Here is a 25,927-nt window from a genome sequence, read left to right on the forward strand (position 1 = left end):
AGCTCCTGTGAGTTGTCAGGTGAGAGAAAGGCTGCGTTGCGCCCAGGTGGACGACAACACAACCGGATGGCATACCTAAAACCTAGTCCAGTATTGCCACCTTCTCCAGCACCGCCCCCAGAGCGATGGGCTTTCACTTCATGGCGTGCTCATCCAGGGCGCGGCGCAGGCGCTCGACCTGCTCCGCGGTCAGTTCGCCCTCCTTGATCATCCGCTCCAACATCGCGGCCCGGTCCAGGTGGAAGGCCTTCAGCTCCATCACCCCTTCCCGCTCCAGTTTGGCCACCATACGCTCGGCCTCCTCGGCCAGACGGGCACCCTCCTCGGCCATACGCTCATGGATTTCCACATAGATTTCAGGGTCATGCCCCAGGTGAACCACCTGATGCTGACCATCGGACAGCACCAGCTTCCAGTCACTGCCCACACCGGCCAGGGCTTTGGCCTTTTCCAGCCAGCGCTGCCTGACCTGGGCATCCAGATCCCCAAGCAGTGCCTCTACCGTCCCCCAGTCTGGATTGTCTTTGTCCAGGGTCAGCTCCACCCGCTCACCGCTGTCCATAAAGCTCACCTCTATGGGCTCCCCCCTGTCCTGACTGGCCTTGAAGGTGGCTGCAGTCGCCGCCAGGGTCATCAGCATCGCCGCCGCTGCCAAAATCATTCTCATGATGGTCTCCTTGTTAAACTGAGTTGCTCCCCCTCTCCACTGAAAGAAACGTGCCAGACTCGCCGCCCCCGGATTCCCTGGGGTTTCCCCATGAAACAATGGGAATTTCTCCCCAAATCCTCCCTTATCCTTCCCATATGGGGAGCACCACCCGCCGGTGGACGGCAGCGGTAGCTCGCCACTCCCCGGCGTGGTAACTTCAGCTCAACTGGCACGCTTTATGTAAGGTGATCATTCCAAGGAGGAACCGATGTCCCTGAAACGTTACCTGATGATCGCCTTTGGCTCGCTGATACTGCTGTTCACCCTGCTCCAGTGGCTACTGGTACAGCAGCTCACCGGTGATTTCCGCCGGCAACTGGCCGAAGACTCCGAAGCCGTGGCCCAGGAGGTGGCGTCGGTCACCATCGAAACTCTGTTGCCCCCGGTACCACCCAAATCCGTGGTTCGCGTTGTTCCTCAGAAAGAGGAGGCGCTCCTGTCTGAACAGGAGCGACAGCGGATGCTGGCGATGGCCGAGCGCCACGCCGAAGAGGCGCAGAGAGAGCTGGAGCGGGAGCAACAACGACTGGTCCGCTTGCAACAGCAACAGCAGGCCAAGCGACGTTCCCTGCAGATCCAGAAAGAGGCTCAGCAGCGGCGGATTCAAGCCTACGAGGAGAAGCTGGAGGAGCTGGAGCAGCGCATCGAGGACAAGGAGGACCAATGGCAGGCGGTGATTCAGCTCAATCTGGAGCATCAGGCCCTGCAGAAGGAGCTCAGCAGTGCCCTGGAGGCAGAAACCACACTGGAACTGATGGAGGTGCACGGCGACCTCATCGGCGAAGAGGAGATGGAGCGTATCCATGAAGCGGTGGAGCAGGCCCGGGAGCAACTCCAGCGTCAGGCCAGGGAGATTCGGGTGTTTATCCCCAGCGAAGAGGATCAACTGGTGATTGAGGGGCTGGGTTCCAGCCTGGCGGTGCCCCTCTCCAATGGCCCCCAGCAGACCATGATCACCCAGTTTGCCGAGCGTGTGGCCCTGGTGCTGCTGGCCGGTGCCCTGCTGAGCCTGGTGGGGGTCTACCTGATCGCCCGCAAGTTGGCCCGTCCCCTGGAAACCCTGGATGAGGGCTGCCGGCGTCTGTCCGCCGGCGAACTGGGCCTGCAATTGAGCCACAGCGGCACCCGGGAGACCCGCCGCGCCATCGACACCTTCAACCGGATGAGTTCCGATCTCAAGGAGAGTCAGGAGCAGCAGCGCCAGTTCCAGCAGCAACGTCACCTGGCGGAGCTGGGGGAGATCACCCGGGGCATCGCCCACGCCCTGCGCAACCCCATCCACACCATAGGCCTGCTGCTGGAAGGAATGAAGCCGGAACAGCACCAGCTGCAGAGTCAAATCCGCACCAAGCTGAGTCATATGGATGACAGCCTCAGCAGCCTGCTGACCCTGGCCAGCCAGGGACTCGACCGGGAGGTGCCTGTGGCCATACCTGAGCTGATTGAGGGGATTCAGATGGAACTCAGTCAGACCGCCGAGGGGGTAGACTTTGTCAGCGAGCTCCCCGGTGACCTGGCCGTTCTGGGGGCGGAGGTGGAGCTGCGTGCCATACTCCACACCCTGATGAACAACGCCCGGCAGGCCAGTGAGTCGGGACAGACGGTGCGTCTCTATCTGGAGAGAGAGCCACAACGGATTACCCTCTGGGTCGAGGATCAGGGCAGCGGCCTGAGCGACGCCATCCGCGATCGCCTGTTTGAACCCCACCAGACCACCAAACCTGAGGGCGCAGGCATGGGGCTTTACATCGCAAGACGCATCGCCCGCCTCTGGTACGGCGGCGATCTGATTATTGAAGAACAGCCCAAGGGCGTCCGGGCCGGCCTGGTGCTGCCCAAGGAGAGACAAGCATGAGTCAAAATGGATTTCAGATCCTGCTGCTGGAAGATGACCCCACCCAGCGAGAACTGCTGGCGAAGATGATGACCGAGGCGGGCCACCGGGTGGACGCGGTGGCCGACGCCGACTCGGCCCTCAAACGCCTGGACAAACACCCCTGGCAGATCCTGTTCAGTGACTGGAAGCTGGCTCACGGCGACGCCAGCGAGGTGATTCGCCGCGCCCGGGCCCAGAGCCCGACCCTGGGGATCATCGTCGCCACCGCCTACGGCTCCATCGACCACGCGGTGGAAGCGATGAAGATGGGTGCCGACGACTACCTGCCCAAGCCCTTCCAGAAGCAGACCATGCTGCTGGCCATCGACAAGGCCGCCCGCTCCCATCAGTTGAAGGAGGACAACCGGCGCCTGACCGACCGTGTGCAGCAGCAGGGCGCCCTGATCGACATGGTGGGATCCAGCCCCGCCATGCGCACCCTGTTCGATCGGGTCGAGCGGATCAGCGGCATCAATACTACGGTGCTGATTCAAGGGGAGAGCGGGACCGGCAAGGAGCTGGTGGCCCAGCGCATCCACCGCCTCTCAGGCCGGGACGGTCCGTTCATTGCCCTCAACTGCGGCGCCATCCCCGACTCCCTGGCGGAGTCCGAGCTGTTCGGCCATGAAAAAGGCGCCTTCACCGGCGCTCACAGCGCCCGGGCCGGTAAGCTGGAGGCCGCCCAGGGGGGCACCCTGTTCCTGGATGAGATTGGCGAACTGCCGCTGAATCTGCAGACCCGGCTGCTGCGGGTCCTGCAGGAGGGCAAGGTGACCCGCATCGGCAGTCACAAGGAGATCGACCTGGATATCCGGGTGGTGGCGGCCACCAACCGGGAGCTGCTGCAGGAGGTGGAGGCGGGCAACTTTCGCCAGGACCTCTACTACCGTCTCAATGTAATTCCTGTGTCCACCCCGCCCCTGAAACAGCGCAGCGAGGACATCCCGGCCCTGGCAGAGCATTTCCTGCGTCACTTCAGCCAGAAGTACCAGTTATCCCCCCCCAGGCTCGGGGTCGCCGAAATGAACGCCCTGCGCAGCCATGGCTGGCCCGGCAATGTGCGGGAGCTGTCCAACTGCATGGAGCGGTTTGTGCTGCTGCAGGAACTGGATCTTCAGCCCATCCGCTGTCAGGGCAAGATCACCCTGCCGGACGCTGGCCTGAACTGGGAGCAGGTAGAGAAGGAGTATCTGCAGGCGGCCCTGGAGCGAACCGGAGGCAATCGCACCGAAGCGGCCAAACTGCTGGGGCTCGGTTACAAGGCGTTCCTCTACCGCTCAGAGAAGCACGGGCTGTAAGGGGCTGGACTCACAACCCCTTGTGAGAAAAGAGCATCGCCTGGTCGGCGGCGAACCCCACCTTGATCTGGGTGTCGTCGCTGCCCCAGGTGCAGGTTTCGGTGCCCAGGGAACCACTGCAGCTGTCCGCCCTGCCCAGTACCCCCTCCACCTCGGCGCGGGACATCCCCAGCTCGAGTTTGTCGTAGTTCTCCTGATTCACCTTGCTGCACCCTGCCAGTAGTAGCAGCGCCGCCCACAGCAATCGCTTCATCGCTCTCTCCTCGAACCAGTTGTTACAGAAAGTAAACCAGAAGTTAAGGCGCGATTTCAAATCGGGTTCTGACTGACGAATCACCTTTTAAGCCACACTGATCGTGATGGAGTTCAACTATTTTGAAGTGAGTTTTATATAACCTGTGCCGACTAGCCGATAGAGCTTACACAAACCTAATAAAAACTCTTTACAGGGGAACGCATGGACTTCCGCAACTGGACCCTAGGCCGCCAGATAGGCGTATCCGCGCTGCTTCTTAGCATCCTGACCTACACCATCACCGGTTTCTTCGGTTACCGTGTAGCCGCCGACAGCCTCACAGAAACCCTCCAGGAGTCCGAATCGGTCATGGCCGATACCCTGGCAGACACCCTGGACCTTCAGTATCAATTGTTAATCAAGCAGGTGCGCACCAACGCCGAGCTGTTTAACAAGATGTTCTCCAGCGACTTCTCCCTGATCGAGAAACGCATCAACATCGCCGGCGCAAACGCCCCCGGACTGAAGAACGGTCGCCGCCTGCTGAACAGCGCCGTAGCCCAGGTAGACAGGTTCGCCAACATGACCGGTGGCACCGCCACAGTGTTCGTGAAGGATGGCGATGACTTCACCCGCATCTCCTCCTCCCTGCGTAAAGAGAACGGTGACCGGGCTACCGGCACCCAGCTGGGACAGAGTCACCCTGCCTACCCCATCATCATGGCGGGTCAGACCTACGAAGGATATGCCAACCTGTTTGGCAAACGCTACATCACCAGCTACCGTCCCATCAAGGACAAGCAGAACCAGGTGATTGGCATCCTCTACATCGGTCAGGATGTCAGCGAAATGATGCAGGAGATGGGCAAGGCCCTGGCCAACATCCAGCTCGGTGAAACCGGCTACGTCTCCCTGCTGCGCTATGAAGATGGGGTCTTCCTCTACCACCCACAGCTGACCGGCAGCAAAGCGAGCAGCTTCAGCGACGACGGTGGTCAGGCTATCTACCAGGACGCCCTGTCTGATCGGGTCAAACACCAATTTGAGTTCATGCAAGATGGCAAGTTGTGGGTCGCCATGACCCAACCCGTGCCCGCCGCAGGCTGGATGGTCGCCATGCAGGTACCGGAAGAGGAGCTGAGTCATGCACTCAAACCTCTGGCCCGCACCAATATCGGCCTCTCCATCCTGGGGATCCTGGTGATCACCGTTTTGCTTTGGGTGATGCTCAACCGCCGCCTCAAGCCTCTCACCGCCCTGTGCACCCAGGTGGAAGCCATTGGCCACGGCGACCTGACCGCCCAACTGACCACCTCAGGGGGCAACAGCCAGAACGAGGTGCACCGCATCACCGACAGCGTCGCCGAGATGACCCACAGCCTCAAGGAGCTGATCGCCACCCTGCAGGGATCCACCTCCCAGCTTGAACAGGCTGCAGGAGAGATGCAGACCGTCGCCCAGGTCAATGGCAGCGGCGCCGCCCAGATGATGCAGCAGACCGACCAGATCGCCGCCGCCGTCGAGGAGCTCACCACCTCGGTTCAGGAGGTGGCCCAGCACGCCACCGGTTCCGCCGAGCAGGCGGAAGCGGTGGACACCGCCGCCAAGGACGGGGATCGTCAGGTCGACGACGTGATTGACCAGATGCGTGCCCTGGGCGATGCCCTGGAGAACGGCAACCAGGCGATTCACCGGGTAGAAGAGGGCAGCCATGCCATCACCCGGGTGATCCAGGTGATCAATGAGATCGCCGAGCAGACCAACCTGCTGGCCCTCAACGCGGCCATCGAAGCCGCCCGGGCAGGAGAGCAGGGCCGCGGCTTCGCCGTGGTGGCCGACGAGGTTCGCACCCTGGCTCAGCGTACCCAGAACTCCATCAGCGAGATCACCGGCACCATTGAGCAGTTGCAGCAGCGCACCCAGGAGGCGGTCACTCAGATGCAGGAGAGCAAGAAGCTGGGCGTAGCCTCCTCCGAGCTGAGCGTTCAGGCCGGCGACGCCCTGACCGACATCTCTCACAGCGTGACCGACCTGTCCCAGAACGCCACCTCCATCGCCACGGCCACCGAGCAGCAGGGTTCTGTTGCCTCGGAGATTGCCCGCAACATCAGCGGCATCACCGAACTGGCCCGGGAATCTGAACAGACCGCGGGCCAGACAGTGGATGCCGCCGAGCAGCTGACGGCCTTGGCAGGGGACATCCGCGGCCACCTGGCCCACTTCAAGTCTTAAGGAACCAGCCAAGCAGAAAGGGCGCTATGGGCGCCCTTTTCTTATGCCTGCGCCCTGCGAACCGGCGCCTAAGTTTACCGCCCAACTGAGGGGCACCCTACTCAGTCACCACACAGCTCTCCCCTCTGACACCAACCGCCCCTCACAGGCTCTCCCTCTCCGCCCCTGAACCCCAGAGCCGGTAACCCTACCCTTTCCTCAGGGGTAAGCCGGCAGTGCCTCTCCCTGCTCGCAGGGGGCCATTGGCCCTGACCGCAGTACTCAACGGTGACCATAAAAAAAGAGGCGCTGTTGCGCCTCTTTTCTCAATGGACTTCCCAAGGGAAGCCGGAAGCAAGCTTACTTCTGCTCGCGTTCGGCCTTGGCGGCCATCTCTTCAGAGTGCTCGTACCACAGGGCATTGATGATGCCGAATGCACAGGCCAGCAGCACTCCGAGAATCCAGGTGAAATACCACATATTGTCGGCTCCTTAGTACAGAGAGTGCTTGTTGTTCTCGATGAATTCGCTGTTCAGGCGACCAAACATCTTGATGTAACTCCAGGTGGTGTAACCCAGAATCAGCGGCACAAAGATGCAGGCCACGGCAAACATGATGGTCAGGGTCATCTCAGAACTGGTGGCATCCCACATGGTCAGTGAGTGGCTCGGGTTCAGAGAAGACGGCATCACGAACGGGAACAGGGAAACCGCCGCGGTGGCAATGATCGCCACCTGGTTCAGTGAACTGGTCACGAAAGCCAGGCCATTGCGGTTTGCCATGGTCATCACTGCGGTTGCCAGGGGCATCAGCACCGCCAGCAGGGGCAGAACATAGAGCACAGGCATGGCGTTGTAGTTGTTGAACCAGGCGCCAGACGCAATCTCAACGGTCTTCAACGTTGGGTTGGAGGGACCATTGTGATCCAGGGCGGAGGTCACCACGAAACCATCGATACCTGTGTACAGCCAGGCACCGGCCACCACGAACAGGGCCGCGCACAGCACACCGACCCACTGAGTGATCTTGCGTACACGCTGGTACAGTTCGGCATCGGTCTTCATGCCCAGCCAGGTACAACCCTGCAGGATGAAGGCGGTCACACACAGCAGGCCAACCACCAGGGCGAAGGGGTTGAGCAGGCCGAAGAAGCTGCCACGGTAGAACACGCGCAGGTACTCGTCGTATTCGAAGGGCACACCCTGCAGCAGGTTTCCGAAGGCGACACCGATGATCAGCGGCGGCACCACACCACCGATGAACAGACACCAGTCCCAGGTGTTGCGCCAGCGGGGATCTTCAATCTTAGAGCGGTAGTCAAAACCGATAGGACGGAAGAACAGGGCGAACAGCACCAGCACCATGGCGATGTAGAAGCCGGAGAAGGCTGCCGCATACACCAGGGGCCAGGCGGCGAACAGGGCACCGCCGGCGGTCAGCAGCCATACCTGGTTGCCGTCCCAGTGCGGAGCGATGGAGTTGATCATCACCCGGCGTTCGTTGTCGTTCTTGCCCACGAAGGGCAGCAGGGCACCGACACCCATGTCAAAACCATCGGTGACCGCGAAACCGATCATCAGCACGACGACCAGCAGCCACCAGATAGCGCGTAGAGTTTCGTAATCAAGCATGGCTAGCAGCCTCCTTGGCTTCTTCGCGGGCCTTGCGGGCCTTGGACAGTTTCGCCAGCAGACGGGCGTCTTCGGCAGCGTTTTCAGCAGACTCGAAGTGGTAGCGGCCAGTCTTCATGCTGCTTGGACCCAGTCGGGCGAAGCGGAACATCAGGAACATCTCCACCACCAGGGCCACGGTGTAGAAACCGCAGATGGCGACAATGGAGAAGATCAGGTCGCCGGAACTCAGGCTGGAGGTGGACATGGCGGTAGGCAGAATCTCCGCGATGGTCCAGGGCTGACGGCCATACTCGGCCACAAACCAACCACACTGAATGGCGATCCAGGGGAAAGGCAGGATGAAGATCGCCGCCTTCAGCAGCCAGGGCTTGTCCATCACCTGCTGCTTGGCACTCTGAAGGAAGGAGAGACCGATCACGATCAGCATCACCATGCCCAGGCCCACCATCACGCGGAAGGTCCAGAACAGCGGGCCAACATTGGGGATGGAGTCCTCAACCGCCGCCTTAATCTGTGCCTCACTGGCCTGATCCACATCTTCCAGATAACGCTTCAGCAGGAAGCCGTAACCCAGGTCCACCTTGCGCTCCTGGAACTCGGCAACCTCGGCTTCGGTGGCAGAGCCATCACGAACCTTCTGCAGCAGGGTGTAGGCCACCATGCCGTTACGGATGCGGGCTTCATGCTCAACCTTGATGTCCTTGATGCCCATCACCTGCTCGTCCAGGGAGCGGGTGGCGATGATGCCCATGACGTAGGGGATCTTGACCGCGAAGTTGGTTTCCATGTTTTCACTGTCAGGAATACCGAAGGCGGTGAAGGAGGCGGGAGCCGGATGGGTATCCCATTCCGCTTCCACGGCGGCCAGCTTCACCTTCTGCACGTCACCCATCTCGTAGCCGGACTCGTCACCCAGGACGATAACGGACAGGATAGAGGCCATACCGAAGGCGGAGGCGATGTAGAAAGAGCGCTTGGCAAAGGCGATGTCTCGGCCCTTCAGCAGGTAGTAGGCACTGATGGCCAACACGAAGACAGAGCCGGTCACGTAGCCGGAGGCAACGGTGTGGACAAACTTAACCTGAGCAACCGGATTGAACAGGACGTCTGCGAAGCTGGCCATCTCCATACGCATGGTGACGTAGTTGAACTCGGCACCCACCGGGTGCTGCATCCAGCCGTTGGCCACCAGAATCCACAGGGCGGACATGTTGGAGCCCAGGGCCACCAGCCAGGTCACCGCCAGGTGCTGACGCTTGGACAGACGATCCCAGCCGAAGAAGAACAGGCCAATCAGAGTCGATTCAAGGAAGAAAGCCATCAGGGCTTCGATGGCCAATGGGGCCCCGAAGATGTCCCCGACGTAATGGGAGTAGTAGGCCCAGTTGGTTCCGAACTGGAACTCCATGGTGATACCAGTGGTAACACCCAGGGCGAAGTTAATGGCAAAGAGTTTACCCCAGAACTTGGTCATGTCCTTGTAAACCTGCTTATCGGTCATCACATAGAGTGACTCCATGATCGCAAGCAGGAAAGCCATGCCCAGGGTGAGGGGTACAAACAGGAAGTGATACATCGCGGTGAGTGCAAACTGCAATCGCGATAGATCGACTACTTCATCGACAATCATTGGTGTCTCCTTACGCCCGCCGTGCCGCCATTGCTGGCAACGTGATTCAGGAAAAAATTATTGGGAGCAATACAACAAATAAAGTGTTGAGTTCGGCTTACCCTGGGGACACGGCTGCCCAGGGACATTGTGGGCCTCCCGCAACAGGCGCTTACTCTCATTCGCCCCTGCTGGTTCGTCGGCCGCTCCGGCTCCGCCGGACACTCACAACATTTCGTTAACTCAACACTTTCGATTAGCGAACCTCTCTTTGTTCCCCCGCACCGGAGAACAAAGAGAGATTGCGCTGCTATTTCCGCTAATTTTATATCATTCCCCCTGCGGCACCCTCAATCCCTGCCAGAATCTCCTGATCACTTTTGAGAGGTGACTCACAAATATTAAGACTTAATAAAAAATCCTTGCAGAACAGTTAAATGTTAAGAACTTTGAGCTGATTTATATTCAGCTTTAACCTCCCTCGATTTATTGGCTAACACGGTTCGAGGGTTTGATAATATTTGTATTGCAACAACTGTAAAAGTGAAAACTTTTCAATTGTTAAAACTCATACCATTCAATGCACGGGGGGGCATTACGCCCCAAAGACAGCCTGAACAAAGCCTGAATAGTAAATTAGAAAAACTAATGTGAATAAAGAGTTTTTCTCGTTTGTCGAATATTCAAATTCCAGTCTAATATATCCACGAAAACGGCATTCCAAATATCGGAAATATGGCGTTTTAAATATGAAATTGTCCCAACTCCCAGTTTTTCGGAGGTACTCATGAGTCTGTTTCTGAAGCGCATGTCCAAGCTCTACCAACGTAGCTTCGTTGAGCTTTATCAACTTCGGGTCATGTGAACACCCTGGCCGCTGTCTCGGCGGTGGCCCAAGCGTCACCCTTCTTTGCATTAGCTTGATTGCATAGTTTGGCCGCCCTCCCAGGGCGGCCCTTTTTTTATCCGGACCCCGGCTACCCCAGAGTGACCCTCTGCTTACGCCCCCTCCTTGATCCCAGACAACAAAGCCAGGTAAGCCGATTCAGCCCATAAAAAAGCCCGGCACAAAGCCGGGCTTGGTCGCGTCAATGGCGGTTAGTCCAGGGCGACCCTGGCGTTGCGGAACATCCGCATCCAGGGGCTGTCCTCACCCCACTCGTCGGGGTGCCAGGAGTTGGCCACGGTACGGAATACCCGTTCAGGGTGAGGCATCATGATGGTGACCCGGCCGTCGGTGGTGGTCAGGCCGGTGATCCCCGCAGGAGAGCCGTTGGGATTGGCCGGATAGGCGGTGGCGATCTGCCCCTGATGATTCAGGTAGCGCAGCGCCACTGTGCCCGAGGCATCGGCGGCATGGAACGCCTGCTGGCTGGCGAACTCTGCCCGCCCCTCGCCGTGGGAGACGGCAATCGGCATACGGGAGCCTGCCATTCCCTGGAAGAACAGACTGGGGCTTTGCTGCACCTCCACCAGGGAGAAGCGGGCTTCGAAGCGTTCAGAGCGGTTGCGCACGAAGTGAGGCCAGTGTTCTGAGCCAGGGATGATGCTCTTGAGGTTGGAGAGCATCTGACAACCGTTACACACCCCCAGGGCCAGGCTGTCGCTGCGCTCGAAGAAGCGCTGGAACTGTTCCCGGGCGCGAGCGTTGAACAGGATGGATTTGGCCCAGCCTTCACCGGCACCCAACACGTCACCGTAGGAGAAGCCGCCACAGGCCACCAGCCCCTGGAACTGCTCCAGGGTCAGACGGCCCTCGAGGATGTCGCTCATGTGTACGTCCACGGCATCAAAGCCGGCACGGTCGAAGGCGGCCGCCATCTCCACGTGGGAGTTGACTCCCTGCTCCCGCAGAATGGCCATCTTCGGCGCATTGCCCTTGAGGATAAAGGGTGCAGCCACATCCTCGGCAGGATCGAAGCTCAGATCGACGGACAGGCCTGGGTCCTCGGCATTGAGTTTGGCCTGATGCTCCTCTTCGGCACACTGGGGATTGTCACGCATGGACTGCATGCGCAGGGTGGTTTCTGCCCAGACACCGCGCAACTCGGTGCGACTCTCATCCAGCAAGGTGTGCTCGCCACGACGCAGGATCAGGCGCTCGCCGTCGTTGACCGAACCGATCACCTGGCAGCAATCGGCCAGGCCATGGTCCGCCAGCACTGACTTTACCTGGGCCAGACGATCTTCTGCCACCTGAACCACGGCGCCCAGCTCTTCGTTGAACAGCACCGCCAGATCATCTCCGGCCAGGGCACTCAGATCCACATCCAGGCCCGCCTTACCGGCGAAGGCCATCTCCGCCAAGGTAACGAACAGACCGCCGTCGCCCTTGTCGTGGTAGGCGAGCAGCGCCTTATCGGCGATCAGCCCCTGGATGGCATTAAAGAACCCCTTAAGCAGTTCAGGCTGGTCCACATCCGGCGCCTGGTTGCCCAGCTGGTTGTAGACCTGCGCCAGGGCAGAACCGCCGAGACGCTGCTTGCCATTGCCCAGGTCGATATAGAGCAGCTTGCTGTCACCCTTGTCCAGGCGCAGCTGAGGGGGCAGGGTGTCACGTACATCCTCGACCCGGCCGAAGGCGGTGATCACCAGTGACAGAGGCGAGGTCACGCTCTTGTTCTCACCCTGGTCTTCCCAGGCGGTCTTCATGGACATGGAGTCCTTGCCCACCGGGATGGTCAGTCCCAGGGCCGGACACAGCTCCTCACCCACCGCCTTCACCGCCTCATAGAGACCGGCGTCTTCCCCTGGGTGACCGGCAGCGGCCATCCAGTTGGCGGACAGCTTGATGTGGGCCAGGGAACCGATATGGGCACTGGCGATGTTGGTCAGGGACTCACCCACCGCCATGCGGGCAGAAGCGCCATAGTTGATCAGCGCCAGGGGCGTACGCTCACCCATGGACATCGCTTCACCATGGTAGCTGTCCAGGGCGGCGGCAGTGACCGCACAGTTGGCCACAGGCACCTGCCAGGGGCCCACCATCTGATCCCGGGCCACCAGACCAGTCACCGAGCGGTCACCGATGGTGATCAGGAAGGTCTTCTCCGCCACGGCGGGCAGACGCAGGACCCTGCGCACCGCTTCCTTCAGTTCCATGGCGCCGGTGTCCAGATCCGGAGAGGCACACTGGGCGGAACTGACCTCTCGATGCATCTTGGGCGCCTTGCCCAGCAGCACCTCCATGGGCATGTCGATGGGCGTGTTGTCGAAATGGCTGTCTTCCAGCACCAGTTGCAGCTCTTCGGTGGCTTCACCGATCACCGCATAGGGCGCGCGCTCACGGCGACAGATGGCGTCGAACCTGTCCAGGTCCTCGGCAGCCACCGCCATCACGTAACGCTCCTGAGATTCGTTACACCAGATCTCCAGAGGCGACATGCCAGGCTCGTCGTTGGGCACGTCCCGCAGGCGGAAACGGCCGCCGCGACCACCGTCATCCACCAGCTCAGGCATGGCGTTGGAGAGACCGCCGGCGCCCACGTCGTGGATAAAGGCGATGGGGTTGTCGTCACCCAGCTGCCAACAGCGATCGATCACCTCCTGACAGCGACGCTCGATCTCCGGGTTTTCCCGCTGGACCGAGGCAAAGTCCAGGTCCTCGGAGGATTGACCGGAGGCCATGGAGGAAGCGGCGCCGCCCCCAAGGCCGATGTTCATCGCCGGACCGCCGAGGACGATAAGCTTGGCGCCGACGGGGATCTCCCCCTTCTGCACGTGATCCTCGCGGATGTTACCCAGGCCGCCCGCCAGCATGATCGGCTTGTGGTAGCCACGCACCTCGGTGCCGTTAAAGCTGGTCACCTCCTGCTCATAGGTACGGAAGTACCCCAGCAGGGCAGGACGACCAAACTCGTTGTTGAAGGCGGCGCCGCCCAGTGGCCCCTCCATCATGATCTCCAGAGGGGTCACGATGCGATCCGGCTTTCCGTAGGGCTGCTCCCAGGGCTGTTCGAAGCCGGGAATGTTCAGATTGGACACGGTAAAGCCGGTCAGGCCCGCCTTGGGCTTGGAGCCCCGGCCCGTGGCACCCTCGTCGCGGATCTCACCGCCGGAGCCTGTGGCTGCCCCGGGGTAGGGGCTGATGGCGGTTGGGTGGTTGTGGGTCTCCACCTTCATCAGAATGTGCACCGGCTCCTGGTGATAACGGTAGCTGCCGGCATCATCGGGGAAGAAACGACCCGCTTCCGAGCCCACCATCACCGCGGCATTGTCCTTATAGGCGGACAGGACGTTTTCCGGATTCTGCTCGAAGGTGTTCTTGATCATCTTGAACAGAGACTTGGGCTGAACCTCACCGTCGATGGTCCAGTCCGCATTGAAAATTTTATGGCGACAGTGCTCCGAGTTTGCCTGGGCAAACATGTAGAGCTCAATGTCGTTGGGGTTACGCCCCAAGCGGGTGAAATTCTCCACCAGGTAATCGATCTCATCCTCTGCCAGAGCCAGTCCCATATTGACGTTGGCCTGGGCCAGGGCGTCTCTGCCACCACCCAGAACGTCCACGGACTTAAGCTGTGCCGGTTCGGCGCTGACAAACAGGGCATCGGCCGCTTCAAAGCTGTCCAGCACCGCTTCCACCATGCGGTCATGGATAAGGTTAAGCAGCTGCTTTTGCTGCTCGCCATCGAGCTCTCCCTCGAGGGTCAGGTACCAGGCAACACCTCGCTCCAACCGCTTAACCCCTTCCAGGCCGCAGTTGTGGGCAATGTCGGTGGCCTTGGAGGACCAGGGAGAGATGGTGCCGGGTCTGGGTACCACCAGGAACAGCTTGCCTTCAGGCTCGTGCTGTTCCAGCCGAGGTCCATAGGTTAATATCTGTTCAAGGTGTTGAGTTTGCTCAGAATTGAGCGGCGAGGCGAGGTGGGCAAAGTGGCAGTATTCCGCATAGAGATCGGACACGGGAAGTTTCGCGTTCTGGCAAGCCGATAGCAGCTTGTGGACCCGAAACGCGGACAGCGCCGGCGCGCCGCGGAGGATCTTAATCACGGTATTTTTTACCTTATATAGTTTTGTGTAGGGCTCAATACCGGGAGCGAAATCCGAACCGGATCACAATTCCCGGCATCAAAGGTGGCGACATTATAGTGGAAAGGTCGGTCGCAAAACAGTCTACAATGAGCGGAAGATGACGAAGAATTCAGATGGATGCATAACCATGAGGGGTTTACTGGCTGTAACGCTGCTGACCCTGGCCGGATGCCTTCCGCTGGAGTATCAGCAGCCTCAGCGAACCGAGCCTGAACCAGACCGTCCCTTGAGGGTCGGTACCCTGTATGGGCCCACCACCTATGTGGTGGGGACGGCGGGTGCCCAGGGCCTGGATTACGAGCTGGCCCGGGGGTTCGCCCTGCACCTGGGCCAGGAACTGGCGATCACCCCCTACTCCTCTCTGCCGGAGATGTTTAACGACATGAGCCAGGGCAAACTGGATCTCATCGCCTCCAGCCTCACCGACACCCATCTCAACCGCAGTTTCTGGCGCTTCGGCCCCCCCATCTATCGCACCCAGGTACAACTGGTCTATCGCCGGGGTCACCCCAAGCCCGGCTCACTGGCCGAACTCACGGATCCGCTAATGGTGATGGCCGGCTCAAACCATGCAGAGATTTTGGCCGCCGAGCAGCAACGAGGCCAGACGGCGCTGCAGTGGCAGGAAACCACTGAGTATGCCGCCCACGAACTGCTCTCCATGGTGGCCTCCGGCGAACTGGCCTACACCCTGTCCGACGACAAGACCCTGGCAGCCAGCCGCCGGTTGCACCCCGAACTGGCCGCGGCCTTCAGCCTGGGTGGCGAGCAGGAGGTCGGCTGGGCCCTGCCGGAGGAGCACAGCCACAAGTTGTTGTCCGAGTTGCTGGACTACTGGGATAAACTGAAACAGGCGGGCACCCTCAAGCAACTGGAAGAGAAGTATTTCGGCCACATGGAGCGGTTCGATTATGTGGATACCCGCGCCTTCATCCGGGCGGTGGAGACCAAGTTGCCCAAGTATGAACCCTGGTTCAAGGAATACTCGGGCATCCTCGACTGGCGACAGCTGGCCGCCGTGGCCTATCAGGAGTCCCACTGGAACCCCAAGGCGCGCTCCCCCACAGGGGTTCGGGGGTTGATGATGCTGACCCAGTCCACCGCCAAACGGGTTGGGGTCCGCGACAGGCTCAACCCCGAACAGAGCATACGGGGCGGCAGTGACTATCTGCACGATCTGCTCAAACGACTGCCCGCCTCCATTCCGGACCCCGAGCGGCTGTGGTTTGCCCTAGCCGCCTACAACATCGGCCTGGGACATGTGGAGGATGCCCGGGTGATCGCCCAGCGCCATGGCCTCAACCCCAGCAGTTGGGCCGACGTCAAATCTGTCCTGCCCAAACTGACCCAGAAACGCCACTACCAGCGTACCCGCTACGGTTTTGCACAGGGTGGGGTCGCCGCTCACTATGTGGACAACATCAAGCGTTACTACGACACCCTGGTCCTGCTGGAGACCCATATGCCGCCCTCAACAGGAAACCCCTTGGACCTGGCTAACAATCGCGAGTGATCTGGCTCAGGTTTCCCCACTTTTCCCCAGAGATTTCTGTTAACGACCCAACTTTTACAGGCGTCAGGGGTTGAAATTGCCAAGAGTCGTAGCTATCTCTTATATCAAGGGACAAATCAAAGGTTTGTCCCTTGGTTTTTAGGGGCATTGATGCCGCCATCCCAGTTTTAGTTTAAACAGTGATCGAAATCGGACGCCTTTGGGAACCAAAGTCGCAACAAGAGCTCAAAACCGATGTCATCGAACTGCAAACAGATGAGGATAGGGTCCACATAGAGAAAATAGAAAGGAGGAGAGAGAAATGTTAAGAACTCCAGCACGTCGCCGTAAAGCCCTGAGCAGCCTGTCCGAGCGCAGGAGGGCATTGAGAAAGCGCGACCACATGAAAATTCTGCACCGTAGCAAGGTCTTCCTTCAGGAAGCGTCTTCAGAAGCCCTCTGAGCCAGTTTCAAGGCTTTCTTTTCCGCCCTGCGCCGCTTGAAAAAGTCACTCAGCTGTTGTGCGCAGGGCTCGGCCAACACCCCCCCGATAACCTCAACCTGATGATTGAGCGCTGGATGGCGAAGCAGGTCCATCACACTGCCTGCCGCTCCGGTTTTGGGATCGGACGCCCCAAAGACCACGGTCCCCACCCGGGCATGCACCAGGGCTCCGGCGCACATGGGACAGGGCTCCAGGGTCACATACAGGGTGGTATCCAGCTGGCGATAGTTCTCCAGCTTAGCCCCAGCCTGACGCAGGCACTGCATCTCTGCATGGGCAGAAGGGTCGTGATCGACGATACTGCGGTTGTACCCCTCGGCCACCACCTCACCCTGCTTCACCAGCACTGCACCCACAGGCACCTCGCCGAGGGCTTCCGCTTCAGCCGCCAGCTCCATCGCCCGGCGCATCCAGTGTTGATGATCGTTCACCCGTCTCTCCAACTGCCAATTAGGGGGCGCCTATTGTAATCAGCGCTCCCGGTTTGCGCCAGTCGGCCCGGACTCAGGCGGGCTGCCACAGCTCCACCTTGTTGCCCTCGGGGTCGACAAACCAGCCAAACTGGCCATAGGATTCCTTGACGATCTCCCCCACCAGGGTGGCCCCTCCCGCTTCCACCTGAGCCAGTGCCGCCGGCAGGTCATCCACCACCAGGTTGAACATAAAAGGGCGATCCGAAGGCTGAAAATACTCGGTATCCTCACCGAACGGACACCATACCGTCAGGCCGTTCTGTGGCATGCTGGCCGGCGAAAAATCGGCACCGTATTCCCCCACCTCCATGCCCAGGTGATCCCGGTACCACTGTCCCAACAGCTTGGGGTTCTGGCTCTTAAAGAAGATCCCCCCGACGCCCATTACCTTTGCCATAACCCCTCCACAGGGTTGGTTGCCATTGATTGGTGGCAGCGACACTAATTCCAGCGAAACCACCTGGCCCCGACGAATATCGCCACGGCCGATATGATGATCAGGGCCATCCAGTGAGGCAGCAGCCCGCCGACCCCGACTCCGTCAATAATAATGGCACGGCTGGCCGCATTGAGGTGAGAGAGTGGCAGCAGGTTGGCCAGGGCCTGAATCCAGGGCGCAGTGCCCTCCAGGGAAAACCACACCCCGGACAAAAACATCATCGGCCAGGCAATCAGGTTCAGCACCCCGTTGCCAAACTCCTCGGAACGGGTTCGACAGGCCACCAGCAGGCCGATGCTAACCAAAGAGAGAGCCCCCAGCAGGGCGGTAACAAACAGCAGAATCAAACTGCCATTGATGGGAATGGAGAACATCAGGGTGCAGGCAACGAACACCAGGGTGGCGGTGGCCATCATCAACAGCAACCGGCTGCAGATCTGCGACAAGATGAAGACCCAGGGCTTCATCGGCGTCGCCTGGTAGCGTTTGAGCACGCCGTTCTTTCTGTATCTGACGATGACATAGCCCACCCCATAGAGGCCGGAAAACATCATGTTCATGCCGATGACTCCGGGCATCAGCCAATCGATATAGCGCACCGCCTCCCCCTGCACCTGAGTGGCAGGCAGCTCCCCCACCTCAGCCTTGAGGATCCGCTCCGCCAGATAGCCCTTCATGGAGTCCGGGTTCACCACATACCCCTGTTCGGTCAGCAGCAGATCCAGTTGGTGGCGACCCACCTTGGTCAACGCCAGCTGCTGATCCTCATAGGGGATCAGTTGCAGATAGCGGGTCTGTTTCAAGGTATCCAGATAGGCGGGCTGCCCCACCACCCCCAGTTTGTACTCAGGTTTATCGGTGTCGGAGAAGGCGATGCCAAAGCCTACGATCAGCATCAGGGGAAACATCAGGCTCCAACCAAGGGCGGACCTGTCCCGGACAAACTCCAGGTTACGGGCATGGATCAGTGCCAGCAGACTGCGCATGGTCAGCTCCTCAATTGATGTCCGGTGAGTTTCAGGAAAAGATCTTCCAGGTTGGGACGGCGAACATTCAGGCCGGTAATGTCGACGTTGCGCTGTTGCAACTCGGTGAGTACCTGATTGACGTCATCGGTGTGGTACTCCTGTCGGCCGTTGCGCTTAAGCCAGGGCTTGGCCCAACTCTTCCCCAGTGGCAGCTCGGCGGGCAGGCTCACCAGTCGGGCACAAAACTCCTGCTCAATCAGCCTCAGGGGCGTATCCTCGCGCAGCACACGCCCATGGTCCATGATGGCGATGCGATCGCACAGCTGCTCCGCCTCATCCATGTAATGGGTGGTCAGCAGTATGGTGGTGCCGGTATCCCTGACGGCGCGGATCAACGACCAGAAGTTGTGCCTGGCCTGAGGATCCAGGCCTGTGGTGGGCTCGTCCAGAAACAGCAACCTGGGCCGATTGATCAGTGCCAGGGCCAGCAGCAATCGCTGCCGTTGCCCGCCGGACAGGGTCTGGTGGCGCTGCTCGAGCAACTCTTCGAGGCGGCAGATCCGAATCAGATCCTCCCGTTCCCAAGTGGTGTGATAGAGACTGGCAAACAGGGTCAGGCAATCACTGACCGACAGATGTTCCGGCAATGCCGTCGCCTGGAACTGGATGCCGATCTGCTGGCGATAATCCCCTTTCAGGGGTTCGCCCTCGAACAGGATGTCACCGGAGGTCGGCGTTAAAATCCCCTCCAGCATCTCCAATGTGGTGGACTTACCCGCACCATTTGGTCCCAGAAGACCGAAACACTCCCCCTCGCGCAGCACCAGACTCAGGTGGTCCACTGCGGTGAGATCCCCAAACCGTTTCACTAACTTTCGAGCTTGCAGCAAATTTGGTGGGTTTTGTGCCCTGGTTCTCTCCTGCACAAGCCACTCCTTGACTTCCATTTTCCCTAAAGCATTAAATGCAGAAAAACGGCTGGCTTGCAATGGAACCGGTTGGGGCCTTTGTGGGCATCAAAGATAATGACAGGCCGTATCGCTCCAAGATGAGCCAAACCTGTGTGCTGGCCCGTTTTTTCCGGGCTGATATAAAAAAGGCTCATCGAAATGAGCCAAACGTGTGTGCTAACTACACGTGAAGATGGATGACCGGGAATCGTTCCCCCTTTGTGTGCGGGGGAGTCGTCCCACAGAGCCAGGGATGGAGACTCTGCATCGGGAGGCGGGGGCTGTGGCCCCCGCCCCGGTGCGTCTTTTCGCACCGGCGCGTCCTGTCGAATCCGGTCAACTACCCCTTAGTCCAGCATGTATACGGTCATGGAGCAGGCGCCGTGGGCACCAATTACCAGGGCCTGTTCAATATCGGCGGTCTTGGAAGGACCGGCGATAAAGGCACCATGCTGACCAGACTCCAGCTTCACGTTCTTAACCACTTCGTGCATGTTGGCAACCAGGGTGTCCGCCTTCACCACTACCGCCAGGTTCTCGGTAATGTAGGGCAGTACCCGGTGACCGCTGGCAGTTTCGCGAACGAATACCGCGCCATTTTCAGCAACCGCAGCCTCGGCATCGACCAGGGCCAGATCCAGATCCTGCAGAGTGTGAGGCTTGGCATCCAGTTCACGGTTGCCGTTCAGGCCTTCAACACGGCAGACCACTGACTGACCGTCGGCCATCGCCTTGTCCAGGTGCGCCTGTACTTCACTGAGCTCCTTAACGCGAACCAGAGTGCCGCCTACCTTGGTCAGGTTGGCTTCGTACTGACCCATCAGGTCTTCGTTGTTGGGCTCGATGGTGATCGAAGGCATGGGTGCATCGGGCAGGTTGCACTTATCCAATGCGGCAAAAATTGCGTCACGGCTAGACATTATTTGTTCTCCCGGTTTTTCTTGAACCACGCTTCGAAGGAGCCGGTGTTAGGTGCTTTAGGCAGTTCACGGTGTTTGGTCCAATCCATGCCGAAAGGCTTCATCAGAGCATCAGGCAGGATACGCAGGGCGGTACGGGCGCTGGCCATACCCAGGTTCAGCATGGTTTCGTTGGCCATGAACTTACCAACCCAAGGCATGTAGCCAGACTTACCGTAAGGCAGTTTGCCCTGCTCGGAGTGGATGCGACGCCACTTGAAGATGATCTTGTCCAGAGGCACCTTGGTGGGGCACACCTGAGTACAGGAACCACACAGGGAACAGGCCCAGGCCAGGGAGTGAGTTTCGTCATCACCGGCGCTTACGGCAATACCGATGGGGCCAGGGATCAGCGCGTTGTAGCTGAAGCCGCTGGAACGACGGTATACCGGACAGGTGTTCAGACAGCCACCACAGCGGATACACTTGTAGGCTTCCGCCAGCAGTTCGTCCTGGAACAGTTTGGTGCGACCGTTGTCCACCAGTACCACGTGCATCTCACCGCCCTCTTTAGGGCCCTTGTAGAAAGTGGTGTAGGAGGTGATGGGCTGGCCGGTAGCGTTACGAGCCAGGGTACGGGACAGCACGCTGGCCGCATCCATGTTGGGTACGATCTTATCGATACCCATGCAGTGGATCTGAACCTTAGGCAGGTTCACACCCATGTCGGCGTTACCTTCGTTGGTGGCGATGGCAACGGCGCCTTCGCTGGCTACCGCCATGTTCACACCAGTCAAGCCGGCATCGGCTTCCAGGAACTTCTGACGCAGGTGAGCACGGGCTTGCTTGGTCAGATAGGTCGGGCAGGATGCGCCCTTCTCGGAACCGATCTTGCGGTGGAACAGCTCGCCAACCTCCTCTTTCTTCAGGTGGATGGCAGGTACCACGATGTGGCTGGGTGGCTGCTCGTTCAGCTGGATGATGCGCTCACCCAGGTCGGTATCGATGACGTCGATGCCGCGCTCGATCAGGTAAGGGTTCAGGTGACATTCCTCGGTCAGCATGGACTTGGACTTCACCAGATTCTTAACGTTGTGCTTGGCCAGGATGCCATGGACGATTTCGTTGTGCTCTTTGGCGTCTTTCGCCCAGTGCACCACGATGCCGTTCTTCTTACAGTTGGCCTCAAACTCGGTCAGGTAATGCTTGAGGTTGGCCAGAGTATGCAACTTGTACTCAGAGCCCAGCTGCTTGAGATCTTCCCACTCGGGCTGTGAATCTGCGGCCAGGTCACGCTTGTGACGCAGGTTCCACAGAGCTTTGTCGTGCCAGTTTACGCGGTCTACGTCGCGGTTAAACTTCTCAGCCGCACTGGCATGAGACTCGATTCCACCAATCAGTGCCATGATCGTCGCTCCTTACAGTGCTTGGTTGAGCAGTTCTGCGATGTGCAGAGTTTCCACGGGGTGCCCCTCACGACGGATAACGCCGTCCAGGTGCAAAAGACAGGATGGGTCGAAGCCCACCACGTAGCGGGCGCCGGTGTTGGCGTGCGCCTGTGCCTTGTCTTTACCCATTTTGCCGGACACTGCACCTTCATCCAGGGCGAAGGTACCGCCGAAGCCACAACATTCGTCCTGACGCTCAGGGTAGGCGATGTCGATGCCTTCGATGCGGGACAGCAGGGCTTCCACTTTGTTGTAACGACCGCTCCCCTTGATTTCAGAAGGCGTGGCCAGGTCCAGCATACGGATACCGTGACAGGACATCTGCAGGCTGATTTTGTGGTTGAAGGGCTTGTTGAAGCGCTCCAGACCGTGGATGTCGTGCAGGAACTCGGTCAGCTCCTTCAGCTTGCCGATCACAGCGGTAGCTTCTGGGCTGCAGTCGAACTCGTGGAAGTTCTCCTTGGCGGCGATCATGCAGGAGGCCGCTGGACATACGATGTAATCGCAGTCGATGCCTTTGAAGGCGTTCAGCAGTTTCAGCGTGGTTTTTTTCGCATCCTCGAAGCAACCGGAGTTGGTCATAGGTTGACCGCAGCAGGTTTGCCCCTCGGGGAGGATGACCTGATGCCCCAGCTTCTCAAGAAGCTCTACCGTGGCGATGCCCACATTAGGTTGCATGTGGTTCACCAGGCAAGGGATGAACAAGGCGATTTTCATTATATTCTCCGCTGTGTGTGTGTCGGCAGTTTTGGCGGAGTCTAAAGGTGGCCCCCAGGACAGACTGTGACCCAGGTATCACTTATTGCCGGGCTGAATTTGGTTAAATTTATGTAAAATCAGGTTCACAATTATGAAAGAAACCACAAAATGCAACATTTGACGATCATATAAAGCCACATTTCATCACACAAACTTAACCAGGGGAAAATTGGTTTGACCAAGAGCCCGACTGTTTTCACCTTAACCCAACCATCAAATAACATCCCCGCAACCCAGCATCGACCATTTTTCGCTCGACAGTGCGATCGCGATCACACAATAATAGCAGATGAACGACTGGATTTACCGAAGCTCATTTGACGCAGATTCTTGTCGGGTCATTTTGTCCCAAGGGCGATTCAAAGAACACTTTTTGAGCACTTTTAGAGGACAGGTCAGGGCTCGAGATTGCCCAGACATCCGCCATAGATTGCCGAAATTCCGCCCGGAAAAAGCACAAAAAGCCTCCACAAGGGAGGCTTTTTCATCAGCTAGGGAGGCCACAATTACGCGTATCCAGTGGCCACCAAAACAATCACGGCAGTCGCTGTGGTCAGGGCAGGGTCACCTGCATATCCCCGGTCACCCTGGAGGCGCAGGCCAGGAAATACCCCTCCTCCAGCTCCTGTGGCGTCAGGGGACCCACAGAGGTTCGCTCCAGCTTCTCTCCGTCGCCTTTGCACTTACAACTGCCACAGACGCCGGCACGACAAGCGGCGAAGATCGGCAGACCACCCGCCTCCAGCGCCTCCAGAACCGTCTGAGAGCCATCGATGTTAACGGCCTTGTCTGCCACAGTCAGAGTGTGTCCAGCCCCCTCTGAGGCCGGTTCAGGTCCATTATCGCCGGAAACCGGGGCAAACATCTCATGGAACACTCGCTCGGGGTCCACACCCAGAGCATCAAACCAGCCGTGCGCAGCTTCCATATAGCCCTGGGGCCCGCACATCAAAATGGTGCGCTCCCGAATGTCAGTGGTCAGAGAGAGCAGCAGACGAGCGTCCAGTTGTCCATCCAGTTGACCGCTTTCGGCTCCCTCGGAGACCACCCAGCACAGACGCAGATTAGGGTGCGCCTGGGCCAGTTGCTCCAGCTCCCGGGGGAAGATGCGATCCGCCGGAGTGCGGGCGCTGTGGACAAAGACGATGTCCGCATCCGGATCCGCCTGAAGACGGGCCCTGAGCATGGAGTAAACCGGGGTAATGCCACAGCCGGCACTGAGCATCAGCAGCTTGCCCTGTTGGGCGTACTGGTAGTGAAACTCTCCCCCTGCCGACAGGGTGGCAAAGTTATCCCCTACCCTGGCATTGTCCGCCAGATAGTTGGAGACCAGTCCGCCACTGACCCGCTTGATGGTCAGGGCGTAGCGGTTGTCACCTGGGATGGAAGCCAGGCTGTAACAGCGGCTGTGGCTGTCGCCATCGATCTCCACCTGCAGTGGCAGGAACTGGCCGGGAATAAAGTCGATGGGCTGGTCCGACTCGAACAGGTAGGTGTTCACGTCGTGGGTTTCCGCCCGGATCTCTGTGCAGGTCAGCTGCATCTATACCTCTCCTGTAGGAAGAAAAGGGGAGCCGTGCTCCCCTTTGCCTTAGATCTTGGGGGTTAGCCCAGGATGTCCGCCATGTCCTGCTCCACGGTGGTGGTCAGACGCAGGCCGGTCTGCTCATGCAGGTGGTTGATCAGGTTGGGGGTCAGGAAGCCGGGTACGGTAGGACCGACGCGGATATCCTTGATACCCAGAGCCAGCAGGGTCAGCAGGATGGCAATCGCCTTCTGCTCGAACCAGGACAGAATCAGGGACAGAGGCAGGTCGTTTACGCCGCACTCGAAGGTCTCGGCCAGAGCCAGGGCCAGCTGAATGGCGGAGTAGGCATCGTTGCACTGACCCACATCCAGCAGACGGGGGATGCCGTTGATGTCACCGAACTCCAGGTCATTGAACTTGAACTTACCGCAAGCCAGTGTCAGCAGCAGGGTGTCCTGAGGTGCCGCCTTGGTGAACTCGGTGAAGTAGTTGCGCTCCTGCTTGTCGCCGTCACAGCCGCCGACCAGGAAGAAGTGACGGATGTTGCCGGCCTTCACCTGCTCAACCACGGCCGGAGCAGCTGCCATCAGGGCGTTACGGGCAAAGCCGGTCATGGTGTAGTGAGGGATCTCGTCATACTTGAAGCCTTCACATTCCAGAGCCTTGGCAATCACCTCGGCGTAATCCTGTCCGGTGTGGTGAGTCACACCAGGCCAGCCTACGATGTTGCGGGTAAACAGACGGTCAGCGTAAGAACCTGGGTTGGGATCGATCAGACAGTTGGAGGTCATCACGATGGCACCGGGGAAGTTGGCAAACTCCTTCTGCTGGTTCTGCCAGGCGGAACCATAGTTGCCTACCAGGTGGGGGTATTTGCCACCCAGCTCTGGGTAAGCGTGGGCAGGCAACATCTCACCGTGGGTGTAGACGTTGATGCCCTTGTCTTTGGTCTGCTCCAGGATGTGCTGCAGGTCAATCAGATCGTGACCGGACACCAGGATAGCCTTGCCGGCAACGGGCTTCATGTTCACCTTGGTGGGTTCCGGGTGACCAAACGCTTCGGTTTCGCCCGCGTCCAGCATCTCCATCACCTTGAAGTTCAGGTGACCACAGGCCATGGCCAGCTCCAGCAGCTCGTTCAGATCGCTTGGGTCTTCACCCAGGCGAGCCATGATGCGGTGGAACTCACCGTATACTGCCTCATCCTGCTTCTTCAGGATTCGGGCGTGTTCCATATAGGCAGCCACACCCTTCAGGCCGTAGAGCACCAGCAGACGCAGGCCAACAATGTCCTCGCCCACGTCGTTCAGGCCACGGTTTACCGCAGTGGCAGGCGCCTGACTCAACATGGCGGCCTTCTCGGCGGAGATTTCGAACTGAGCGGCACCGGCCAGCATCTTGGGCTCAACACCCTTAACGGTACAGGCGGCTTCATAAGCCGCCTTCAGACGCGCCTTGGTGTCGATCGCCTTGGCGGTGTACTCAATCAGACGGCTCTCATCGAAGTTCACGTTGGTCAGGGTAGAGAAGAAAGCCTGGGGAATGTACGCGTCTGCATCGGCATCCACCACACCCACTTCGCGGGCGGCATGGGCGTAGGCGCTTACGCCTTGCAGCATGTAGACCAGCACGTCCTGAAGATCAGAAATCTCAGCAGTCTTACCGCACATGCCCATGGCATATTGACAGCCATTTCCCACTGGGGTCTGCATGGTTTGCTCACATTGAATACAAAACACGGTGGCGCTCCTTTAAAGTTATATCTATTATGCATGTTTTAGTGCGGCCAGCTTAAAATATCCCCTGATCTCAATAAAGGTATTTTTAATGCAACTTTGCATTGCCTTGACTCGGATCAA

General features: G+C 59.1%; 20 protein-coding genes. 5 read left to right on the forward strand and 15 right to left on the reverse strand.

Annotated elements, in window-relative coordinates:
• Window positions 1-133: 133 nt before the first annotated feature.
• Window positions 134-667 carry a hypothetical protein gene (locus ACN0RV_RS05245; RefSeq protein WP_417346220.1) on the reverse strand — a complete coding sequence of 178 codons (534 nt, stop codon included), beginning with the start codon at window positions 665-667 and terminating at the stop codon, window positions 134-136.
• 250 nt (window positions 668-917) lie between these two features.
• Between ACN0RV_RS05245 and ACN0RV_RS05250 the strand changes: the two genes are divergently transcribed.
• Both ACN0RV_RS05250 and ACN0RV_RS05255 read left to right on the forward strand, forming a co-directional pair.
• Window positions 918-2,564, forward strand: a complete 1,647-nt coding sequence (locus ACN0RV_RS05250) for an ATP-binding protein (protein WP_417346222.1) — start codon at window positions 918-920, stop codon at window positions 2,562-2,564.
• Entirely contained in the window at window positions 2,561-3,883 is a 1,323-nt protein-coding gene (locus tag ACN0RV_RS05255) for a sigma-54-dependent transcriptional regulator (RefSeq protein ID WP_417346224.1), read from the forward strand. Before ACN0RV_RS05250 ends, ACN0RV_RS05255 begins: the two co-directional genes overlap by 4 nt.
• A gap of 10 nt (window positions 3,884-3,893) precedes the next feature.
• Here ACN0RV_RS05255 and ACN0RV_RS05260 read toward each other — a convergent pair whose 3' ends face one another.
• A complete protein-coding gene (locus ACN0RV_RS05260; RefSeq protein WP_417346226.1) occupies window positions 3,894-4,136 on the reverse strand; it encodes a DUF3862 domain-containing protein in 243 nt (80 codons plus the stop codon).
• Window positions 4,137-4,340: 204 nt separating this feature from the next.
• Between ACN0RV_RS05260 and ACN0RV_RS05265 the strand changes: the two genes are divergently transcribed.
• A complete protein-coding gene (locus ACN0RV_RS05265; protein ID WP_417346228.1) occupies window positions 4,341-6,350 on the forward strand; it encodes a methyl-accepting chemotaxis protein in 2,010 nt (669 codons plus the stop codon).
• Between the two features lie 339 nt (window positions 6,351-6,689).
• On the opposite strand, the gene cydX is transcribed toward ACN0RV_RS05265, so the two are convergent.
• The 4 genes from cydX to purL all read right to left on the reverse strand — a co-directional run bounded on the left by cydX (window position 6,690) and on the right by purL (window position 14,562).
• Window positions 6,690-6,809 (reverse strand): cytochrome bd-I oxidase subunit CydX, encoded by a 120-nt coding sequence (gene cydX / locus ACN0RV_RS05270; protein WP_028110896.1) that lies wholly within the window; start codon window positions 6,807-6,809, stop codon window positions 6,690-6,692.
• 12 nt (window positions 6,810-6,821) lie between these two features.
• Entirely contained in the window at window positions 6,822-7,961 is a 1,140-nt protein-coding gene (gene cydB, locus ACN0RV_RS05275) for a cytochrome d ubiquinol oxidase subunit II (RefSeq protein ID WP_417346230.1), read from the reverse strand.
• The gene (locus ACN0RV_RS05280; RefSeq protein ID WP_417346232.1) at window positions 7,954-9,594 is read right to left on the reverse strand and encodes a cytochrome ubiquinol oxidase subunit I; all 1,641 of its coding nucleotides are present in this window, start codon (window positions 9,592-9,594) and stop codon (window positions 7,954-7,956) included. Before ACN0RV_RS05280 ends, cydB begins: the two co-directional genes overlap by 8 nt.
• A 1,077-nt stretch (window positions 9,595-10,671) precedes the next feature.
• A complete protein-coding gene (purL, locus tag ACN0RV_RS05285) occupies window positions 10,672-14,562 on the reverse strand; it encodes a phosphoribosylformylglycinamidine synthase (protein ID WP_417346290.1) in 3,891 nt (1,296 codons plus the stop codon).
• Window positions 14,563-14,734: 172 nt separating this feature from the next.
• Here purL and mltF point away from each other — a divergent pair, with 172 nt between their 5' ends.
• Both mltF and ACN0RV_RS05295 read left to right on the forward strand, forming a co-directional pair.
• Window positions 14,735-16,120: a membrane-bound lytic murein transglycosylase MltF gene (mltF, locus tag ACN0RV_RS05290; RefSeq protein ID WP_417346234.1), complete on the forward strand. Its 1,386-nt coding sequence runs from the start codon at window positions 14,735-14,737 to the stop codon at window positions 16,118-16,120.
• Between the two features lie 301 nt (window positions 16,121-16,421).
• Window positions 16,422-16,562, forward strand: coding sequence for a hypothetical protein (locus ACN0RV_RS05295; protein WP_417346235.1), 141 nt, complete (start codon window positions 16,422-16,424; stop codon window positions 16,560-16,562).
• Here the strand turns inward: ACN0RV_RS05295 and tadA are convergent.
• The 9 genes from tadA to hcp form a co-directional block, all read right to left on the reverse strand.
• The gene (gene tadA / locus ACN0RV_RS05300; protein WP_417346237.1) at window positions 16,535-17,035 is read right to left on the reverse strand and encodes a tRNA adenosine(34) deaminase TadA; all 501 of its coding nucleotides are present in this window, start codon (window positions 17,033-17,035) and stop codon (window positions 16,535-16,537) included. The genes ACN0RV_RS05295 and tadA overlap by 28 nt on opposite strands.
• Before the next feature lie 73 nt (window positions 17,036-17,108).
• Window positions 17,109-17,474 carry a VOC family protein gene (locus ACN0RV_RS05305; RefSeq protein WP_417346239.1) on the reverse strand — a complete coding sequence of 122 codons (366 nt, stop codon included), beginning with the start codon at window positions 17,472-17,474 and terminating at the stop codon, window positions 17,109-17,111.
• 44 nt (window positions 17,475-17,518) lie between these two features.
• The gene (locus ACN0RV_RS05310) at window positions 17,519-18,502 is read right to left on the reverse strand and encodes an ABC transporter permease (RefSeq protein WP_417346241.1); all 984 of its coding nucleotides are present in this window, start codon (window positions 18,500-18,502) and stop codon (window positions 17,519-17,521) included.
• A gap of 2 nt (window positions 18,503-18,504) precedes the next feature.
• Window positions 18,505-19,353 carry an ABC transporter ATP-binding protein gene (locus ACN0RV_RS05315; RefSeq protein ID WP_417346242.1) on the reverse strand — a complete coding sequence of 283 codons (849 nt, stop codon included), beginning with the start codon at window positions 19,351-19,353 and terminating at the stop codon, window positions 18,505-18,507.
• 428 nt (window positions 19,354-19,781) lie between these two features.
• Window positions 19,782-20,354 carry a LutC/YkgG family protein gene (locus tag ACN0RV_RS05320; protein ID WP_417346244.1) on the reverse strand — a complete coding sequence of 191 codons (573 nt, stop codon included), beginning with the start codon at window positions 20,352-20,354 and terminating at the stop codon, window positions 19,782-19,784.
• A complete protein-coding gene (locus ACN0RV_RS05325) occupies window positions 20,354-21,739 on the reverse strand; it encodes a lactate utilization protein B (protein ID WP_417346246.1) in 1,386 nt (461 codons plus the stop codon). Before ACN0RV_RS05325 ends, ACN0RV_RS05320 begins: the two co-directional genes overlap by 1 nt.
• A 12-nt stretch (window positions 21,740-21,751) precedes the next feature.
• Complete coding sequence (locus ACN0RV_RS05330) at window positions 21,752-22,498, reverse strand: (Fe-S)-binding protein (RefSeq protein ID WP_417346248.1); 747 nt, start codon at window positions 22,496-22,498, stop codon at window positions 21,752-21,754.
• Between the two features lie 595 nt (window positions 22,499-23,093).
• The gene (locus tag ACN0RV_RS05335; protein WP_417346250.1) at window positions 23,094-24,083 is read right to left on the reverse strand and encodes a 2Fe-2S iron-sulfur cluster-binding protein; all 990 of its coding nucleotides are present in this window, start codon (window positions 24,081-24,083) and stop codon (window positions 23,094-23,096) included.
• Window positions 24,084-24,145: 62 nt separating this feature from the next.
• Window positions 24,146-25,807, reverse strand: coding sequence for a hydroxylamine reductase (hcp, locus tag ACN0RV_RS05340; protein ID WP_417346251.1), 1,662 nt, complete (start codon window positions 25,805-25,807; stop codon window positions 24,146-24,148).
• Between the last annotated feature and the right edge of the window lie 120 nt (window positions 25,808-25,927).

Source organism: Ferrimonas sp. (assembly GCF_048263965.1).
GTDB lineage: Bacteria > Pseudomonadota > Gammaproteobacteria > Enterobacterales > Shewanellaceae > Ferrimonas.

Bases quoted from the DNA above. Each gene is read 5' to 3' on its own strand.
- ACN0RV_RS05245 (WP_417346220.1), bottom strand. From the start codon at position 667: ATGAGAATGATTTTGGCAGCGGCGGCGATGCTGATGACCCTGGCGGCG.
- ACN0RV_RS05250 (WP_417346222.1), top strand. From the start codon at position 918: ATGTCCCTGAAACGTTACCTGATGATCGCCTTTGGCTCGCTGATACTG.
- ACN0RV_RS05255 (WP_417346224.1), top strand. From the start codon at position 2,561: ATGAGTCAAAATGGATTTCAGATCCTGCTGCTGGAAGATGACCCCACC.
- ACN0RV_RS05260 (WP_417346226.1), bottom strand. From the start codon at position 4,136: ATGAAGCGATTGCTGTGGGCGGCGCTGCTACTACTGGCAGGGTGCAGC.
- ACN0RV_RS05265 (WP_417346228.1), top strand. From the start codon at position 4,341: ATGGACTTCCGCAACTGGACCCTAGGCCGCCAGATAGGCGTATCCGCG.
- cydX (WP_028110896.1), bottom strand. From the start codon at position 6,809: ATGTGGTATTTCACCTGGATTCTCGGAGTGCTGCTGGCCTGTGCATTC.
- cydB (WP_417346230.1), bottom strand. From the start codon at position 7,961: ATGCTTGATTACGAAACTCTACGCGCTATCTGGTGGCTGCTGGTCGTC.
- ACN0RV_RS05280 (WP_417346232.1), bottom strand. From the start codon at position 9,594: ATGATTGTCGATGAAGTAGTCGATCTATCGCGATTGCAGTTTGCACTC.
- mltF (WP_417346234.1), top strand. From the start codon at position 14,735: ATGAGGGGTTTACTGGCTGTAACGCTGCTGACCCTGGCCGGATGCCTT.
- ACN0RV_RS05295 (WP_417346235.1), top strand. From the start codon at position 16,422: ATGTTAAGAACTCCAGCACGTCGCCGTAAAGCCCTGAGCAGCCTGTCC.
- ACN0RV_RS05305 (WP_417346239.1), bottom strand. From the start codon at position 17,474: ATGGCAAAGGTAATGGGCGTCGGGGGGATCTTCTTTAAGAGCCAGAAC.
- ACN0RV_RS05310 (WP_417346241.1), bottom strand. From the start codon at position 18,502: ATGCGCAGTCTGCTGGCACTGATCCATGCCCGTAACCTGGAGTTTGTC.
- ACN0RV_RS05320 (WP_417346244.1), bottom strand. From the start codon at position 20,354: ATGTCTAGCCGTGACGCAATTTTTGCCGCATTGGATAAGTGCAACCTG.
- ACN0RV_RS05325 (WP_417346246.1), bottom strand. From the start codon at position 21,739: ATGGCACTGATTGGTGGAATCGAGTCTCATGCCAGTGCGGCTGAGAAG.
- ACN0RV_RS05330 (WP_417346248.1), bottom strand. From the start codon at position 22,498: ATGAAAATCGCCTTGTTCATCCCTTGCCTGGTGAACCACATGCAACCT.
- ACN0RV_RS05335 (WP_417346250.1), bottom strand. From the start codon at position 24,083: ATGCAGCTGACCTGCACAGAGATCCGGGCGGAAACCCACGACGTGAAC.